Source organism: Ruegeria sp. CJ2, assembly GCF_056536745.1.
Genome location: NZ_JBQFQF010000002.1, coordinates 316264 through 333581 on the forward strand (window position 1 = coordinate 316264; position 17318 = coordinate 333581).

The following is a 17318-nucleotide window of genomic DNA, read 5'->3' on the forward strand; positions in this document are numbered from 1 at the left end:
GCCATTTACTAAAAAATTAGTTTGACAGCTAAGCGCGAAATCGCTGATGCTGTTCGTCATCCGGTCAATACCGGAACTCATAATCTTTTGGGAGGAGACAGATGCGGAGACATCTACTTTCTGCAGTGGCGGCGGCTGCCGTCATTGCGGGGCACGGCCCTGCTTGGGCTGACGAAGCCGCAGCACAACGCTGGATTGATGACGAATTCCAGCCATCAACGCTGTCGAAAGACGAGCAGATGGGTGAGATGAAGTGGTTCATCGAAGCTGCACAGCCCTATGCCGGCATGGAAATCAACGTCCTGTCCGAGGGTATCCCAACCCATTCCTACGAATCCGAGGTTCTGACCAAGGCGTTCGAGGAAATCACCGGCATCAAGGTCAATCACCAGATCCTCGGTGAGGGTGAAGTGGTTCAGGCTGTTCAGACACAGATGCAAACCGGACGGAACCTGTATGACGGCTATGTCAACGACAGTGACCTGATCGGTACCCACTCGCGTCTGCAACTGGCCTATCCGTTGACCGACATGATGGAAGGCGACTGGGCGGCGACGACCTCGCCGACGCTGGATCTGGATGACTTCATGGGCATTCAGTTCACCACCGGTCCCGATGGCAAGCTGTATCAGCTGCCGGACCAGCAATTCGCCAACCTCTACTGGTTCCGCAAGGACTGGTTCGATGACGAAGCGAACAAGGCCGCGTTCAAGGAAAAGTACGGCTACGATCTGGGCGTCCCGGTCAACTGGTCGGCCTATGAAGACATCGCCGAGTTCTTCACCAATGACGTGAAAGAAGTCGATGGCGTCGCGATCTATGGCCACATGGATTACGGCAAGCGTGCGCCTGACCTTGGCTGGCGTATGACCGACGCGTGGCTTTCGATGGCCGGTGCCGGTGACGTGGGCGAGCCGAACGGTGTTCCGGTCGACGAATGGGGCATCCGCATGGAAGCGGGCACTTGTAACCCTGTCGGTGCATCCGTTTCGCGCGGTGGTGCGGCAAACGGCCCGGCTGCGGTTTATGCGATCCGCAAGTGGGATGAATGGCTGCGGAACTATGCGCCTCCGGGTGCGGCGTCTTATGACTTCTACCAGTCGCTGCCGGCGCTCAGCCAAGGCAACGTGGCCCAGCAGATCTTCTGGTACACCGCCTTTACCGCCGACATGGTGAAGCCGAAGTCCGAAGGCAACAACACCGTGGATGACGAAGGCACACCGCTGTGGCGGATGGCGCCCAGCCCGCACGGTCCCTATTGGGAAGAAGGCCAGAAGGTCGGCTATCAGGACGTGGGCTCCTGGACCTTCCTGAAATCGACCCCCGAGGATCGTGCTCAGGCGGCTTGGCTCTATGCTCAGTTCGTGACGTCCAAGACTGTCGATGTGAAGAAGTCCCATGTGGGTCTGACTTTCATCCGCGACAGCTCGGTCAACCACGAGTCCTTCACCGAACGCGCACCCAAGCTGGGTGGTCTGGTCGAGTTCTATCGCTCGCCTGATCGTGTGGCATGGTCGCCGACCGGCATCAACGTGCCGGACTATCCGAAGCTGGCTCAGATCTGGTGGCAGCAGATCGGTGACGTGAACTCGGGCGCGTTTACGCCGCAAGAGGCGATGGACCGTCTGGCCGAAGAGATGGACATCACCATGGCCCGGATGCAGGCCGCGGATGAAAGCGCCGGTGTCTACGGCGGCTGTGGTCCGCGTCTGAACGAGCCGCAGGATCCTGCCTTCTGGCTGGAGAAAGCCGGTTCGCCCAAGGCCAAGCTGGACAACGAAAAGCCGCAGGGCCAGACCGTCAACTACGACGAACTGGTGGCGCGCTGGCAGGCCAACTAAGCCAATGCAACCGGGGGTGCCGTGCGCGGCATCCCCACCCCACGACCAGTGCGCCGCACTGAAGGACCGGAACCCACGGACATGATCGAACTTCAAGACGCCACCAAACGGGTTGGCAACGTCATCCACATCAAGCCCACAAACCTGACGCTTCAGACCGGCCATTTCAATGTTCTGTTGGGCGCGACAGGATCGGGCAAGACCTCTCTGATCAAGATGATGGCCGGGCTGGACCCGATCGCGTCCGGAAAAGTCCTGATGGACGGGCAGGACGTGACCCGGCTGAACACGCAAAAGCGGCAGATCAGCCTGGTGCACCAATTCTTTGTGAACTACCCGAATATGACTGTTTTCGACAATATCGCCTCGCCCCTGCGCGTGGCGGGCATGGCAAAATCCGAGATCGAAGGCCGTGTCGAAGAAGCCGCCGATCTGCTTCAACTGCGCCCCATGTTGCACCGCCGGCCGCATGAGCTGTCGGGCGGACAGCAACAACGTACAGCGCTGGCCCGCGCGATTGCCAAGGAAAGCCGCGCGGTGTTTCTGGACGAACCTCTGGCCAACCTTGACTATAAACTGCGCGAAGAACTGCGCGAGCAGTTACCCGATTTGTTCGCCGGACGTGGCGCAGTGGTGGTCTACGCGACCTCGGAACCCGAAGAAGCACTGCTGTTGGGTGGCTATACCGCACTGATGGAAGACGGCCGCGTCACGCAGTTCGGCCCCACCGCCGATATCTACCGCAACCCCGAAAACATCGCCGCAGCCCGCGTCTTCTCGGACCCTCCGATCAACGTGGCGCGCATCTCAGTTTCAGGCGCGCAAGCGCAACTTGCCGGGGGCGGTGGCTGGGCCGTCTCAAACATCGCTGACGGAGATTACATGGTCGCCGTGCGCCCGCACCGGGTCACCCCATTCCGCACCTCGGACGCCGATGTCGAACTGACAGGACGCGTGATCGTGACCGAGCTGTCGGGGTCGGACTCCAGTGCGCATTTCCAACATGGGGACGACGCCTGGGTGTCTTTGGCGGCAGGCGTTCACCCTTATCAAGTTGGTGAAGATCACAGTTTCTACATGAATCCAGCGCATTGCCGGTATTTCAGCCAAGACGGGAAAAGGGTGGTCTAATGGCGCAGATCAAGCTTTCAAACCTCAAGCACAGCTATATGCCCGCGCCGAAAGGCCCCGAGGATTACGCGCTGAAGGAAATTGATGTGACCTGGCGCGATGGTGGCGCCTATGCCCTGTTGGGACCGTCGGGTTGCGGCAAGTCCACGCTGCTGAACATCATCTCGGGCCTGTTGACCCCGTCCGAGGGTCAGATTCTGTTCGATGGTCAGGACGTCACCGCCCTGCCCCCCGATCAGCGCAACATCGCGCAGGTATTCCAGTTCCCGGTGATCTACGACACGATGACTGTGGGCGAAAACCTGGCTTTTCCGCTGAAAAACCGGGGCGTCGATGCCGCAACGATCAAGCGCCGCGTCGATGAGATTGCCGAGATGCTAGACGTCACCGATATGCTGAACACCCGCGCAAGCGGTCTGAGCCCGGATAACAAGCAAAAGATCTCGATGGGGCGCGGGCTAGTCCGGGATGACGTGAACGCGGTGATGTTTGACGAACCGCTGACCGTGATCGACCCGCATCTGAAATGGAAACTGCGGTCCAAGCTGAAAGAACTGCATCAGCGGGTCAAAGCGACGATGATTTACGTGACCCACGACCAGACCGAGGCGTTGACCTTTGCAGATGAGGTGGTCGTGATGCAGGAAGGCGAAGTTGTGCAGATCGGCACGCCGGTTGACCTGTTCGAACGCCCTCAGCACACGTTTGTCGGCCACTTCATCGGCTCGCCCGGTATGAACGTCCTGCCCTGCGAGACCAAGGGCGACCGCGCGGTGTTCGAAGGCCACGAAGTGATATTGGAAGGCCCGACCATAGGTGACGGAGGCCGCACCGATCTGGGTATCCGCCCCGAATATGTCGGCTTTGGTGACACCGGCATCCCGGCACATGTGACGAAGGTTTCAGACATTGGACGCCACTACGTGGTCAGCGCCATGGTCGGCAACACGGCCCTGAAAGCCGTGACCGAACACAGTGTGCCCGAGCCGGGTTCGCAAGTCTTTCTGCAATTCAAACCAGAACAATCCCGCGTCTACCGCGACGGTTGGATCGCAACCGAGGAGCGCAGCTGATGAGAACGGAAAACCAAAAAGCGTGGTTCTTTGTCCTGCCTGTGCTGGCGCTGGTCGCGTTCAACGCGTTGGTGCCGATGATGACGGTGGTCAACTACTCGGTGCAGGAAACCTTTGGCAACAACCAGTTCTTCTGGGAAGGGCTGGGTTGGTTCGAACAAATCCTGCGTTCGGATCGGTTCCAAGCGGCCCTCGGTCGGCAGTTCCTCTTTACCTTCCTGATCCTGCTGATCGAGGTGCCGCTGGGCATCATCGTGGCCCTCTCCATGCCCCGCAAAGGCTTCTGGGTGCCGGTCTGTCTGGTGCTGATGGCCCTGCCGATGCTGATCCCGTGGAACGTGGTCGGCTCGATGTGGAACATCTTTACCCTGCCGAAAATCGGCCTGATGGGATATTTCCTGAATGATGTTCTGGGCATCAACTATGACATGACGCAACAGCCCTTGTCGGCCTGGATCACCGTCATCGTCATGGACGTCTGGCACTGGACCTCGCTGGTTGTCCTGCTGTGCTATGCGGGCCTCGTGTCGATCCCGGATGCCTACTATCAAGCTGCCAAGATCGACGGTGCCAGCCCCTGGTCGGTCTTCCGCTATATCCAACTGCCCAAGATGAAAACCGTCCTGACCATCGCCGTTCTGCTGCGCTTTATGGACAGTTTCAACATCTACACCGAGCCCTTCGTTTTGACTGGAGGCGGCCCCGGAAACTCGACCACATTGCTGTCGATCGACCTTGTGAAGATCGCGCTGGGACAGTTCGACCTCGGCCCTGCGGCCGCGATGAGCCTGATCTACTTCGCCATCACGCTGCTGGTCTCATGGCTCTTCTACACTCTGATGACAAAGGATGACGCGCAATGAAGAAGCGGTCACTCATCCCGATCCTCTATATCGCGTTCCTGATGCTGCCGATCTATTGGCTGGTAGCGATGTCCTTCAAGACCACGAACGAGATTCTGTCGGGCTTTTCCCTGTTCCCCCAGACCTTTACGTTGGACAATTACATCACGATCTTTACGGATCCAACGTGGTACTGGGGGTACATCAACTCGATCACCTATGTGACTCTGAACACGGTGCTTTCGGTCTGCGTTGCCCTGCCTGCGGCTTATGCGTTCTCGCGCTATCGGTTCCTGGGGGACAAGCAATTGTTCTTCTGGCTGCTGACCAACCGGATGGCTCCGGCGGCAGTTTTCGCACTGCCCTTCTTTCAGCTCTATTCCTCGATCCACCTGTTCGACACTTATCTGGCCGTGGCGCTGGCGCATACTCTGTTTAACGTGCCGCTGGCGGTGTGGATTTTGGAAGGCTTCATGCGCGGCATTCCGAAGGAACTGGATGAAACCGCCTATGTGGACGGCTATTCCTTCCCGCGGTTCTTCGTGACGATCTTTCTGCCCAACATCAAAGCGGGCGTCGGCGTGGCAGCCTTCTTCTGCTTCATGTTCTCATGGGTGGAGATGCTTTTGGCCAAAACCCTGACCGCGGTCGAGGCTAAGCCCATCGCCGCCGTGATGACCCGCACCGCCTCAAGTGCAGGGTATGAGCTGGGCTTGCTGGCCGCTGCCGGGACGCTGACCATCATCCCCGGTGCCATCGTCATCTGGTTTGTCCGCAACTACATCGCGCGCGGTTTCGCGATGGGCCGTGTGTGAGGTTCGATATGCGTAAACTACTTTTTACCCTCCCCTTCCTGCCGTCAACGGCCTTTGCCCAAGCCAAAGCCGGATGGGGCAATGTCGGACAGGAAGAAGAGAAAGGGTTTTCCTGGACGGACCCCCTTTGGCCCGATTTCTGGATGGCATGGACCCCGGCGACACTGGCCGTGTTTGTGGGCATCTTTTCGGCTATTGCGCTGATCGGCGTTCTCGAAGTCACCAAGTTCCGCGACGGGATCGAACGTCGGGGCGTTCTGGGGCTGACGACCACTCTGGGGGATCGGCTGTTTATCACTCTGCTTGGCTCAGCCTACATCTTCCTTGCCTGGCTGGGGTTGGTGGGTCAGCCCATCTGGACCCCCCTCTTCCTGTCCATCGGCTGGGGTATTTTCGTCTTCTGGAAAGTTTGAGCTTTGCGAAACAGCGAAAGGATGCTTGTCTGTCAGGCATACTAAAAAATGCGACACGAAAGACCGATGCGAAAGAAAAAAACAACGAACCTGCTGACCGAGGTCGAACTGGAGTTCATGAATGAGCTTTGGGCGCTGGGTCAGGGCTCGGTCCGTGACGTGCTTGATCGCCTGCCAGAAGAACGCAATCTGGCCTATACATCCGGCGCAACCATCCTGCGCATTCTCGATGAAAAAGGGTTCGTCGAAAGCCGCAAGGACGGAAAGACGCTGATCTATACGCCGCTTCTGGAGAAAGACAGGTATCAGGCGCGGTCGCTGCAGAACCTGTCGCGAACTTTGTTCGACGACACACCTGCCACGCTGGTCGCGCGTCTGGTGGATGATGCCGGTCTGAGCGAAACCGATCTGGAGGAAATTCGGGCATTGGTAGAAAGGAGACTGCAAAATGACGGCGGTTAAACCGGTTCTCGATGCCTATCTCGAACTGAACCTTGTTCTTGTTCTGGCAGCCCTTGTTTGGTTGGCGGTCAGAGCTGCCCTTACAAAGACGCCATTGCAGCATGGGTTCGTGATCCAGCTTCGCGCGCTCAAGGCGCTGTGCCTGTGCGTTGTTCTCAGCCCTATCCTTGCCCTTGGCGTTTTCGCGCTGGCTGCTCAGACCTCGGCCCGCGGCGTTGTTGCGATCGGGGATATAGCAGTCGCCGCATATCTGCGGGGCGATATTGCCATGCCAGCCACGCAGTTCGAGGCGCTGCTCAACACGCGGCAGCGCTGGGGTGATCTGGTCTTCTCGGGTGAATATCCGATTGTATCCGCGATACTAGTCCTGCTGGCCATCATCTCAGTGGGATACGCGCTTCGTATTGCCTATGACGCATTGGCGATACGCGACACGATCAATAGCAGCTATCTTTGGCGGTGCTCTGCCAAGGTGGATATCCGGCTATCTGATCGCATCGCCGTTCCATTTGCTGTGCGCGGTCTGCGCAGGCGTCATGTTGTTTTGCCCAGCCATCTTCTCGATACGCCACGCGATTTGCGGTTTGCGCTGGCGCATGAGTTGCAACACGTGCGCGCCGGAGATGTCGAGTGGGAACTGGGTTTTGAGTTGCTGCGCCCGTTCCTGTTCTGGAACCCGGCCTATGTGGTTCTGAAATACCAGTTTGACCGGCTCCGCGAACTCGCTTGCGATCAATCTGTTGTCGCCCGAAGGGGTATCAACGCGCGCGACTATACAACCTGTCTACTGGACTATTGCGCCAGAACCGTTGTTCAAGGAAGCCCACGCGTCTTGAACGTGGCCTTGGTAACAGGCGGCAAGGCAAAACGAGTTCTGCGTCAACGGGTAATCGCCTTGGCCGAAGCGCCTTCGGTTCAATCTTCCATGCCGCTGCTGTTTCTTGGCCTGACACTCGCGTTTGCAATGGTGCTTGGTTTGGCCGCAGCCTCGGTTCGGCAGGCAGATGATTGGAGCCACGACCGCATCATGCTGTCCACAGTGGTGAACCTTGAAAGGTTGGAAGCGCGCAGCATTCAGGCGGACTGACCTTCGCTACCAACCGCGCCGTCCAAACAAGGCCTGCAACCGATTTTGTCCCGCAAACGGATCAACCGGCTGCGGCGTCGTCATCCGCGATACCACGCGGCGGACAAGAACGATACAGATAGCCGCGAAAATGACGCCACCCAGTGCCTGCCCGATCAACACACCGGGCGCGCCTGCGATATAGGCACCGGCCACGGCGAATGGCCATGTTCCCAATGTGTGTCGCCCCCAATTGACCCAGGTTGAATACACAGGGTGACCCAAATTGTTGAAGCTGGCATTGGAGACGAAAATCACCCCATTGAAGAATGACGCAAGCGCCAGAGGGCCGCAGAAAAGATAGATCAAGGCCCGCGTTTCCCCCTGCGCTTGGAACAAATCCGCGATGGGTGCGCGCAAAATATACAGGGTGGCAGCCATGAGGCAGACATAGACGGCTGTGAACTTGACCCCGGACCAAAAGGCCTCTCTCACGCGGTCGTGCTGTCCGGCTCCAAAATTCTGCCCAACGATCGGCCCGATTGCCCCTGAAAGGGCAAAGATGACCGAGAATGCGACAGGTATCAGCCGTCCGATCACGGCCATGCCAGCAACGGCGTCCGTGCCGAACTGGGCGATCTCACGGATGACGATTGCATTGCCGACCGGGGTCGCCACATTCGTCAAAACAGCAGGCACAGCTATTGCCCGCACCGAGCGGAAATCCCCGGCAACCTGTTGGAATGACGGGCGCGCGAACGCGCGGTGCACGCGCACGGCGGGTCTTATCGCCGCGATCAGCATGCAAATGCGGGCGATCACAGACGCAATGGCCGCACCGTCCAGCCCAAGTCCGACAGCAAAAATCAGGATCGGGTCCAGAACAGCGTTCGTGACCCCGCCGTAAATCGTCGCCATCATCGAGCGCCGGGCATCTCCGTTGGCGCGCAGAACGGCCATGCCAGCCATCGCCATGGCCATGACCCACATGGTGGGCAAGATGATCGACACGTAGCGCGCCGCCAGACGCAGCACCTCACCTTCTGCCCCCAAAGCAGACAGAAGAAAACGTATGTTAATCATCACGATGGCGGACACAATTAAACCGAACAGAATCCCCAGAATGGCAACACTGGTCGCGAATTGCCTTGCACGCTCGGGCCGTCCCGCCCCCAACTCTCGCGCCACCAACGCACCTGCTGCGATCGAAAGACCGACGTTAACGGAATTCGTAAAAAACAGCAGAGTACCGGCATATCCCACAGCCGCGGCCAGCGCGTCATTGCCCAGCATCGAAATGAAGACCATGTCCACAAAGTCGACAGCAAATATTGCCATCAACCCGATACTCGTGGTCAGCGACATCCGCGTGACGTGTCGCATCAGGCTGCCTGTCAAAAAAACAGCCTTGCCGGACGATCCTGATTGCATGTGCTCGATGTCCCCCCGCTTGCGACGACAATCTGCCAGCGGTCGCTACGATGAAGCAACCGTTTATTGGGCCCTCGCGTTCTTTTGCGATCTTAGGAAGTTGTGTCGGTCAAATGCTCGGCCAGCCGCAGGGAAAGCTGGACAATCGTAAAGGTCGGGTTTGCATGCCCACTGGTTGGGAAAACCCCAGACCCCGCAACATAGAGGTTGGTCGCGCCATGCACTTTGCAGTTGGCGTCCACCACACCGGTTTCGGGTGTCAAAGACATACGCGCGCCGCCCATATGGTGGCTGGAATAGTCAAGTGGCAACTGTTCCAGCGGCTCACGGTTCCAAAGGGACGGATCGACGCGCATCCGACCAAGCCCACTGCGGATCAGAAACTTGGCTGCTTCGGCGGTAGCACCGCGCAGAGTCTCGATGTCTTTGTCCGTCAGCCGTAAATCCAGCCCCACAATGCCTATCCCAAACCGGTCCCGGTTTTCGGTCAGGACAATTCGGCTGTCCAGGTTGGGCTGTTGTTCCCCCATCACAAAGGATGTCCCTGTGAAGAAGTAATCCTCTTCGAATTGCAGACCCTTGATGAACTCGGCATCGCCGATTGCTTTCTCTCTGATCGGCAGAGAGTTAAGGCGCTGCAGCCGCACGGCTGAGTTCAGCCATCCGTTTTTGAGCATGTGGTCGTGGCTGGGGCTCAGCAGCAATTCAGGCCGGGATCGGCGCATCAAGCGTTCCAATTCCCACGTGGGAGAGTGCGAATAAAGCCGCTTGGTAATGAAATAGATGTCATTGTCGATGATCGGGTGCTCCATGAAACACCGCCCGACCATATCGTTCTGATTACCAAAGCGATTTTCGTGCCCCTCATTCAGATGCAACAACATGCGGCTGGTTTCGATGCCACCCAAGGCAAGAACAAACCTGTCGGCCTTGGCCGTGCCCTGTCCATCCTCATAGTTGCGAATCTGTGCCTCGGTGATGCGGCCCGTGTCACCGTCGACCGCGAACCCAACGACATTGGCGTTCAGGACCAAGTCAATATTCGGGGCATTCTTCAATTCGCTTTGGAACGAGACACCGAAACGAACAGGATCCTCATTTCGAACATCGTGAAACTGGCGGTTGGAACTGAAACGCTGTTCAACGACCTCCAGATTTCCCATATCATCCACGGGCTTTCGAATATCGGCGCTGAAGCGACCTGTTTGCAGAAGGTCGGCCGCCTCTTCCTGATAGGGTTCCAGATCCTCAAATCGGATCGGCCAGCCGCTTAGCGGGACGTCATCGCGCGGCAGGAAATCCGAACGATCCAGCAACAGACACACCCCACCCCAATGCCCTGTGCTTCCACCAAGGGCGCGAAGACGCGGGGCAGACAGGGGATAGTATTCCAGCCCCAGATTTTCCCCTTCGTAAAGGTCCTGAGATTCCCAGGTCACCTCCCAATCGCCAGCTTCAAGCAACAGAACCCGCTGCCCGGATTCTGCCAGTTTGAAGGCAAGCGTCATGCCTGCGGGTCCAGCACCCACGATGCAACAATCGTAATGATCATCCAATGCCGGAACTTCGCTTCGCGCGTCGAGGATCATGACACCTCTCCGTCGTCGAGATCGCTTTCGTCCAGCAACCAGCCATCGACGAGGACAGGTTTAGGGTCGGCAACAGGAGGAAGGGGGTTGTCCTTGATCCGCAGGAATCCAACCCGTGTGATCGGTGGTATCAAGACAATAGCAGCCAGCACCCCAAGAACGTGCCGCCGCTTAACAGTTCGTTTCTGTGAAGCCATCGGTAACCACAATACTCTTACAATCAACAAATTTGCGAACGACCAATACCAGCCATAGCAACAGTAAGCCCTGTATTTATACTTTCTTTGAGTGGATTTTTGCAAAACCTAAAAAATTTGCCTCGATTTAGCGCGCCCTTTGCGAAAATCAGGCAGTACAGCCCTGTTTTGTTCGATGTTCTTCGGTCACGCGTCGCCCTATCATCCGGTCCTAATATTTGTGGAAAATGGCGGCGTTCATACTCAGGCGAGCGGTTCGTGAGAAAGGCACACGCCGGGACAAATGGTCGATTTCACGTTGGGAAATAGAAATATCTGCCTTCTCCCGGTTCAAAGTGACCTATATTGGGGGCAACGAAACCAAGTTATGCGAGAAAAGCAGTTGCTATTGAAGAATTGGGTTCAAGGTTTGGCCGCTGCGACATTGGCGCTTTCGCTTCATGCGGGTGGCGCTGCGGCTGGTATTCCGATTGATTGGGCAGACCTGCCAGACCCGGTCGCTCAAGTCTTCGAAGACCCCTACAGCGAGCTGACCCCGGAAGAATTCGATGATGTTCTGTTTGTCGTTCGACTGCGTGGCAGGCTACAGCAAGACAGCGGAACCACCGAAGAACGCCAGAACTGGCAAGAGATGCTGGCCGAAACCGAAGCTGCCCTGGTCGCGGGCGGCATCGACATCGACTGGCTGCTTGACCAGCGTCATGTCGTCATGGAGCGCCGCGAAAAAGCGGGGAATGCCGGAAACCCGTTATTTGATGGCAAAACCATTACCGTAGCGGGATTTGCGATCCCGGCCCCACCCGACGCTGAAGGTCGCCAGATTGCCTATTTGGTGCCCCAGAGGGGGATGTGCAGCCACATGCCGCCGCCACCACCAAACCAGATGATCCGGGTCAGGTTGAACGGTGACTGGACGCCCGCCTATTTTCACGAACCTGTTCGGCTAACGGGTCAGTTGAAAATCGACCCGACCGACCATCAGATGGTTGTAGTGGACGGCCTTATGCCAATGCGGGCCACATTCATGCTGGACGCTGAGCATGTCGAAACACTGGAAAGCCGTGTGGATCGTTTGGAGTGGAGCGACAGCGCAGCCGACAAACTCCGCGCGGCTGGCCGTCGCAAGACCGGTGGACAGACGGCGTCCGATTAGACCGCCACTTCTGGGCTGGGGACGGCGTCAGGGCTATGCCCGCTAACGCAATCCCAATACGGATTTTTGCATCGCAACGATCAGAGCGTCCCGTTTTCTGGACAGTTCCGCAGGGGTTTGCCCGTGCGCTGCCGTCTGAACACCCACAGACATTTGCCGTTTGACGTCATCGGTCAAATGGACTTGGCCCAGATCATCCCACCACCCGTTGAACGTGTCTGAAAAGTGATCGCAAAACGCGTCCAGACCGCCCTCACCCGCCCCAAGGTTGAACAGCATGGTCGGTCCCATTGCCGCCCATCTCAGGCCCGGCCCTGCCCAGACCGCCTTATCGACATCTTCAACCGATGCGACGCCGGAAATGACAAGGTGAATGGCCTCGCGCCAAAGCGCGGCCTGCAGGCGGTTCGCCACATGACCCGGCACCTCTTTGTTTACCCGGATCGTCGTTTTACCGAGGCTTTCATAAAAATCCTGCGCCGTTTGGACGACGCCCGTGGCTGTCTTTTCGTTTCCCTGCACTTCGACCAGCGGAATTAAATGCGGTGGATTGAACGGGTGCCCCAAGACAAAGCGTGAGGGATCGGCCCATCCGGATTGCATCTGGCCCAATGTCAGACCGGAAGCAGAGCTTGCGACGATCGCCCCCTTCTCCAACGCAGGTTCGATCAGGGCATAGGTTGCGTGCTTGATCTCCAGCCGCTCTGGTACGTTCTCTTGCACGAAACCAGCACCTTCCACGGCTTGGGACGCATGTTGGCAAAAGGTGATCGCATCCGGGTTCCCGGTCCGAACAAGACCCAGTTCCTCCATGCTCGGCCAGGCATCGGCGATATAGCTGCGCACCTTTCCTTCAGCTTGCGGATCAGGGTCGAACATCGAAACGGACCGTCCCGAGGCCAGAAATAAGGCAGCCCAACTTGCGCCAATAACCCCTCCTCCGAGGCAGGCCGTATGCTGGATATCCGTCAAAACAACCCCGGATTGAGGGGCGACGCCGCAGTCATGCCACCGTCGACAGTGAACAATTGACCGGTCGCGAAACCTGCTTCGTCAGACGCGAGCCAAACGGCCATGCTTGCTATATCCTGTGGCTTGCCAAACCTTCGAACAGCGTGCCGCGCCAGCGCGTCCTTACGTGCGGCGTTGGGGTCACTCGCCAGATCAAACCCGGCGTCCAACATGCCTGTTTCAATCCAGCCGGGGCAAATCGCATTGCAGCGCAGCTTCGGCCCGTGATCGACTGCGATTGATCGGGTGAGCCCATGCACAAAGGCCTTGGATGCGTTGTACAAAGCCATCGAGGGATCTGCGGCCATCCCGGATATCGAACCGATGTTGATGATCGAGCCGCGCTCTGCCATTCGGGGGATGAACGCGCGGCAGAGATTGAATACGCCTTTACAATTCGTTCCAATCACCGCGTCCCAATCTGCGTCCGAGCTGTCGACCACGTTTTTTTCGACCTGCACACCTGCGTTGTTCACAAGGATGCTCAGGTCTTTGAGCGATGTTGCCAGATCGTCCACCGCAGATACGTCAGTGACATCGAGCGATATCCAAGCGATGTCATCCCTCAACCCGTCCGGTCTTGGTCCACGGCCGCAGGTCGTCACTGACGCGCCTTCCTGTGCGAAAGCTTCGGCAATTCCCCGGCCAATTCCCTGTCGTCCGCCGGTCACGAATGCTGTTTTGCCTGCCAACCGCATCACTGCACGCCCCTCATTCGCTGCACCAACGTGTGGGTTTCCTGCACATCGAAGAACATTTCATGGCCCGACCCCGTTCAACCGTTGCTTCGGCGACATGGTGGATTGGTTTGCTCATAGTGTCATCTGCTGAACCTGCGCGCTCAACCCTCCGTCCAGAACCCAAAGCTGGCCACTGGCATAGCGTGCCTCGTCCGAAGCCAGCCAGTTGACCAGATTGGCAATATCTTCGGGCGTTCCGTAAGTGCGCATCGGGTGCACGTCCCGAACGGCCTGTTGCAACTGGTCAATGGACTGACCGCCCCCGCCGGACCCTTCGCCCGCAAAGAAACTTTGCAGCATCGGCGTATCAACATACCCCGGGCAAATGGCGTTGACGCGAATTCCCTCGGGTCCGTGATCGCAGGCCATCGCCTTAGTCAGCGCATGCACCGCCCCCTTGGTTGCGCAATACGCGGCAAGGCCGGGGTCCGCGATAAACCCATCATAACTGCCGAAATTGATGATTGAGGCGGTTGTCCCTTGTGCCGCCTTTCGCAACAGCGGCAGCGCATGTTTGGCGGTCAGAAAAGTCCCTGTCACATTCACCGCGAACGAGAGGTTCCATTCCTCCAGCGTTGTTTCCTCGATGGTCTTTTCAATCTCGATACCGGCCGCATTGACGAGCACATCAAGCTGCCCTGCCTCGCGCCCGACTTGCGCCATCGCCGCAACCACATCAGCCTCTTGCGTGACGTCCAGTTTCACAAAGATGCTGCCATCGTCATCATGGGCGGCGAGCGACCCCTCTGGTGTCAGGTCTGCGGCATAGACCCGCGCACCTTCCCGCAGGAACCGCGCCACGATCGCCCGCCCAATACCACCGCGCCCGCCTGTGACCAGTGCGGTTTTACCCTTCAGCATCATTGGGACTTCTCCTTCAACGGTGGATACCGATACCGTTTGGCGGCTACGGTCCAATCCATGTGATTGCGCACATATTCCTGCGAGGCATCGCGTGGCGGATTGTAATCCCACGTCTCGCCTGCCCCGACCTCCATCGCTGTATGAAGCGCACGGCGCGACTTCTGGGTGGCGATCACATCGGCGCGCAGTCTCTCGCTATCCCAACGCTCTGCAACTTCGGCCGCGAAGTGTTTGGCATCAGACGAATAAGCAGGATCAGTGGCCACGTTGGTCTTTTCATACGGATCCAGCGCCAAATCATAAAGCTGCGGCGGGTCCGGGTCGCAATGAATGTATTTCAGCGCCCCTCTGCGGATCATGAAAACAGGGTATGGCGTCATCTCGGCGCAGTATTCGCCAATGGCTTCGTTCACCGGGTCATTCCCTCCGCGCGCAAGGGGCAAGAGCGAACGGCCATCCACGGGTTCTCCGAACATGTCCGGCGTTCCACCGGCAATGTCCACGAAAGTTGGCAGCAGATCCACCAGTGAACAGGCGTTGCCAGCCACACCCTGAACAACCCCCGGCCCTGCCATGATCAACGGCACGCGGGCTGAGTGTTCAAAGAAGTTCATCTTATACCACAGACCACGTTCCCCCAGCATGTCGCCGTGATCTGCTGTGACGACAACCAGCGTATTGTCCAGTTCACCAATATCCTTCAACGCGCGCACCATTGCCCCGACCTTGCTGTCGAAATAGCTGACATTTGCCAGATACGCGCGGCGTGCCCGTTTAATTTCCTCGTGAGTCAGTGGGACATAGCTTGCCTCGATCCCATCCATTACGCGGCGCGAGAACGGGTCCTGTTCGTCCGCAGTCAGCGTAAACTCCGGCATCGGCACATCTGCGTCGGAATACAGGTTCCACCACTCGGGCTTTGCGACATAGGGGTCATGCGGATGTATGAAACTGGCCACCAGACAAAAGGGCGCGTCATCCCCGCCTGCGCGCTCTCGCCCGAGGTCGATCAGCCAGCGGCGGGCTGCGAATTCGACCTCGTCGTCGTAATCCGTCTGAAAGGTAGCGATTGCCTCGCCACTTTCCTTGACCGTCTGCATGTTGTGATACCATTTGTCGATCCGCTCGTCCGGTGCTTCCCAGTCCGGCGTCCAGGCAAAGTCGGCGGGGTAGATGTCGGTCGTGACCCGATCCTGAAACCCGTGCTTCTGGTCCGGCCCCACAAAATGCATCTTGCCGGACAGACACGTCCTGTATCCCAGCGACATAAGGTAATGGGCAAAAGTCGGGACCGAGGCGCGAAACTCGCTGGCATTGTCATAAGCCGCGATCCGGCTGATCAGTTGCCCGGACATGAAAGCAAAGCGCGACGGAGCACACAGCGGCGAGTTGCAATAAGCCGCATCAAACCGCATTCCGCGCTGCGCCAGCGCATCAATATGCGGGGTTTTCACCGTTAGATGCCCGTAGGCACCGCAAAAATGGGGTGCCAACTGATCAGCCATGATCACAACAATGTTGGGCCTGTTCACGGCGCGGCCTTCGCGTAAGCATCCAGCACCAAGCCGTGAAAGTGGTGAACGGCATGTTCCGACTTGCCCGAACCGTTGGGGTCGTGAACAATACGGCCCTGCGTGAAGGCCGGAGTGCTCATCCCACGCTGGACACTTTCGACAATGTCGATGTCTTCGCGTTGCAGAACCTCATCCAGATAGCGGATCGCCTCTAGCTCGGCGTCGTCAGGCTCGGGTGTTTCCAAATAGAAATCATAAGTCTCCAGCGTCCGGTCCGGGCCAATCGGGATGATGTTCAGCACGATCATCGAAGACCGCCCCGGATACCGCATCAGGCAGGTCGTGGGCCACAGCCACCAAACCGCATGCGTTCGCACGGTTGCGTTGGACACGTCATACGCGGTGTTGCTGCTTTTACCGGCTTCGGCCATGTGGCTTGAGTAAATGCCGTAGGTCGTCACCTTATACGTATCCATATCGACCAGATCACAGAAATCCTTGTGGGCGGTTGGGCAGTGGTAGCATTCCAGAAAGTTGTCGACGACATTCTTCCAGTTCGACTTGATGTCATAGGTCAGCCGGTGCCCAAAAGTCAGGTCTTCGATATCGGGTGCCCAATGGCGTATCTCGGTCTGTAGATCGCCCGAAACTTCGGCCAGAGGACGCGCGTCATTGTCGAGGTTCACAAACACGAAGCCCGCGAATTCCTCAACCTGAACCTGATCCAGACAGATGTCCGACGTGCTGAAACCTGTCAGGTTCTCGGTTTCCGGCGCGCGGACAAGCTGTCCGTCCAGCTTGTAAACCCACGCATGGTACGGGCACATGATCCGAGTGGTCTCGCCCTCGCCAGACAACAGATGATGCGCACGATGTTTGCACACATTGTAAAATGCGCGAAGTGTCCCTTCGCGGTCGCGAACGACAGCTATCGGCCGGTTCGCAATCTCAACCGTCACAAAAGACCCCGGCATTCGCAGCTTTTCGACATGGCACACCCATTGCCATGTCTTGGCGAGGATTTCGTTCAGGTCCACCTGGTGCCATGCCGGATCAACGTAGGCTTCGGCCTTCAAGGAACTGGTATTCAAGGGATCAGGGCTGAAGCCATCTGAAATTCGCGCAAACTGGGTTTTCGAGGGAAGCTCGCTCATCGGTCACTCCACTAATCTTGGC

The 17318-nt window shown here is 57.8% G+C and carries 17 protein-coding genes; 9 read left to right on the top strand and 8 right to left on the bottom strand.

Annotation, left to right across the window (positions count from 1 at the left end):
- The first annotated feature begins 101 nt into the window (after positions 1 to 101).
- From ACR0MS_RS03945 to ACR0MS_RS03980, 8 genes are all read left to right on the top strand, one after another.
- Positions 102 to 1841 carry an ABC transporter substrate-binding protein gene (locus ACR0MS_RS03945; RefSeq protein ID WP_480568925.1) on the top strand — a complete coding sequence of 580 codons (1740 nt, stop codon included), beginning with the start codon at positions 102 to 104 and terminating at the stop codon, positions 1839 to 1841.
- Positions 1842 to 1922: 81 nt separating this feature from the next.
- Complete coding sequence (locus ACR0MS_RS03950; RefSeq protein ID WP_480568922.1) at positions 1923 to 2972, top strand: ABC transporter ATP-binding protein; 1050 nt, start codon at positions 1923 to 1925, stop codon at positions 2970 to 2972.
- Entirely contained in the window at positions 2972 to 4045 is a 1074-nt protein-coding gene (locus ACR0MS_RS03955) for an ABC transporter ATP-binding protein (protein ID WP_480568919.1), read from the top strand. The genes ACR0MS_RS03950 and ACR0MS_RS03955 overlap by 1 nt, the downstream gene beginning before the upstream one ends.
- Positions 4045 to 4908, top strand: a complete 864-nt coding sequence (locus tag ACR0MS_RS03960) for a carbohydrate ABC transporter permease (protein WP_170383538.1) — start codon at positions 4045 to 4047, stop codon at positions 4906 to 4908. Before ACR0MS_RS03955 ends, ACR0MS_RS03960 begins: the two co-directional genes overlap by 1 nt.
- A complete protein-coding gene (locus tag ACR0MS_RS03965; RefSeq protein ID WP_170410573.1) occupies positions 4905 to 5702 on the top strand; it encodes a carbohydrate ABC transporter permease in 798 nt (265 codons plus the stop codon). Before ACR0MS_RS03960 ends, ACR0MS_RS03965 begins: the two co-directional genes overlap by 4 nt.
- Positions 5703 to 5845: 143 nt before the next feature.
- On the top strand, positions 5846 to 6115 hold the full coding sequence (locus ACR0MS_RS03970; RefSeq protein WP_480569753.1) for a DUF2160 domain-containing protein: 270 nt from the start codon (positions 5846 to 5848) through the stop codon (positions 6113 to 6115).
- 66 nt (positions 6116 to 6181) lie between these two features.
- Positions 6182 to 6577 (top strand): BlaI/MecI/CopY family transcriptional regulator, encoded by a 396-nt coding sequence (locus tag ACR0MS_RS03975; protein WP_480568914.1) that lies wholly within the window; start codon positions 6182 to 6184, stop codon positions 6575 to 6577.
- Positions 6564 to 7664, top strand: coding sequence for a M56 family metallopeptidase (locus ACR0MS_RS03980; protein WP_480568911.1), 1101 nt, complete (start codon positions 6564 to 6566; stop codon positions 7662 to 7664). Before ACR0MS_RS03975 ends, ACR0MS_RS03980 begins: the two co-directional genes overlap by 14 nt.
- Before the next feature lie 6 nt (positions 7665 to 7670).
- On the opposite strand, the gene ACR0MS_RS03985 is transcribed toward ACR0MS_RS03980, so the two are convergent.
- The 3 genes from ACR0MS_RS03985 to ACR0MS_RS03995 all read right to left on the bottom strand — a co-directional run bounded on the left by ACR0MS_RS03985 (position 7671) and on the right by ACR0MS_RS03995 (position 10860).
- Positions 7671 to 9074, bottom strand: a complete 1404-nt coding sequence (locus tag ACR0MS_RS03985; protein WP_480568908.1) for an MATE family efflux transporter — start codon at positions 9072 to 9074, stop codon at positions 7671 to 7673.
- Positions 9075 to 9166: 92 nt separating this feature from the next.
- Positions 9167 to 10663 (bottom strand): GMC oxidoreductase, encoded by a 1497-nt coding sequence (locus ACR0MS_RS03990; RefSeq protein WP_480568905.1) that lies wholly within the window; start codon positions 10661 to 10663, stop codon positions 9167 to 9169.
- Entirely contained in the window at positions 10660 to 10860 is a 201-nt protein-coding gene (locus tag ACR0MS_RS03995; protein ID WP_480568902.1) for a hypothetical protein, read from the bottom strand. The genes ACR0MS_RS03990 and ACR0MS_RS03995 overlap by 4 nt, the downstream gene beginning before the upstream one ends.
- A 388-nt stretch (positions 10861 to 11248) precedes the next feature.
- Here ACR0MS_RS03995 and ACR0MS_RS04000 point away from each other — a divergent pair, with 388 nt between their 5' ends.
- On the top strand, positions 11249 to 12013 hold the full coding sequence (locus tag ACR0MS_RS04000) for a DUF3299 domain-containing protein (RefSeq protein ID WP_480568899.1): 765 nt from the start codon (positions 11249 to 11251) through the stop codon (positions 12011 to 12013).
- Between the two features lie 42 nt (positions 12014 to 12055).
- Here the strand turns inward: ACR0MS_RS04000 and ACR0MS_RS04005 are convergent, their stop codons facing one another.
- From ACR0MS_RS04005 to ACR0MS_RS04025, 5 genes are all read right to left on the bottom strand, one after another.
- Entirely contained in the window at positions 12056 to 12985 is a 930-nt protein-coding gene (locus ACR0MS_RS04005) for a 3-hydroxyacyl-CoA dehydrogenase NAD-binding domain-containing protein (RefSeq protein ID WP_480568896.1), read from the bottom strand.
- The gene (locus tag ACR0MS_RS04010; RefSeq protein WP_480569751.1) at positions 12982 to 13722 is read right to left on the bottom strand and encodes an SDR family NAD(P)-dependent oxidoreductase; all 741 of its coding nucleotides are present in this window, start codon (positions 13720 to 13722) and stop codon (positions 12982 to 12984) included. Before ACR0MS_RS04010 ends, ACR0MS_RS04005 begins: the two co-directional genes overlap by 4 nt.
- A 114-nt stretch (positions 13723 to 13836) precedes the next feature.
- On the bottom strand, positions 13837 to 14628 hold the full coding sequence (locus ACR0MS_RS04015) for an SDR family NAD(P)-dependent oxidoreductase (RefSeq protein ID WP_480568893.1): 792 nt from the start codon (positions 14626 to 14628) through the stop codon (positions 13837 to 13839).
- Entirely contained in the window at positions 14625 to 16160 is a 1536-nt protein-coding gene (betC, locus tag ACR0MS_RS04020; RefSeq protein WP_480568890.1) for a choline-sulfatase, read from the bottom strand. The genes ACR0MS_RS04015 and betC overlap by 4 nt, the downstream gene beginning before the upstream one ends.
- Positions 16157 to 17296 carry an aromatic ring-hydroxylating oxygenase subunit alpha gene (locus ACR0MS_RS04025; RefSeq protein ID WP_480568887.1) on the bottom strand — a complete coding sequence of 380 codons (1140 nt, stop codon included), beginning with the start codon at positions 17294 to 17296 and terminating at the stop codon, positions 16157 to 16159. The genes betC and ACR0MS_RS04025 overlap by 4 nt, the downstream gene beginning before the upstream one ends.
- Between the last annotated feature and the right edge of the window lie 22 nt (positions 17297 to 17318).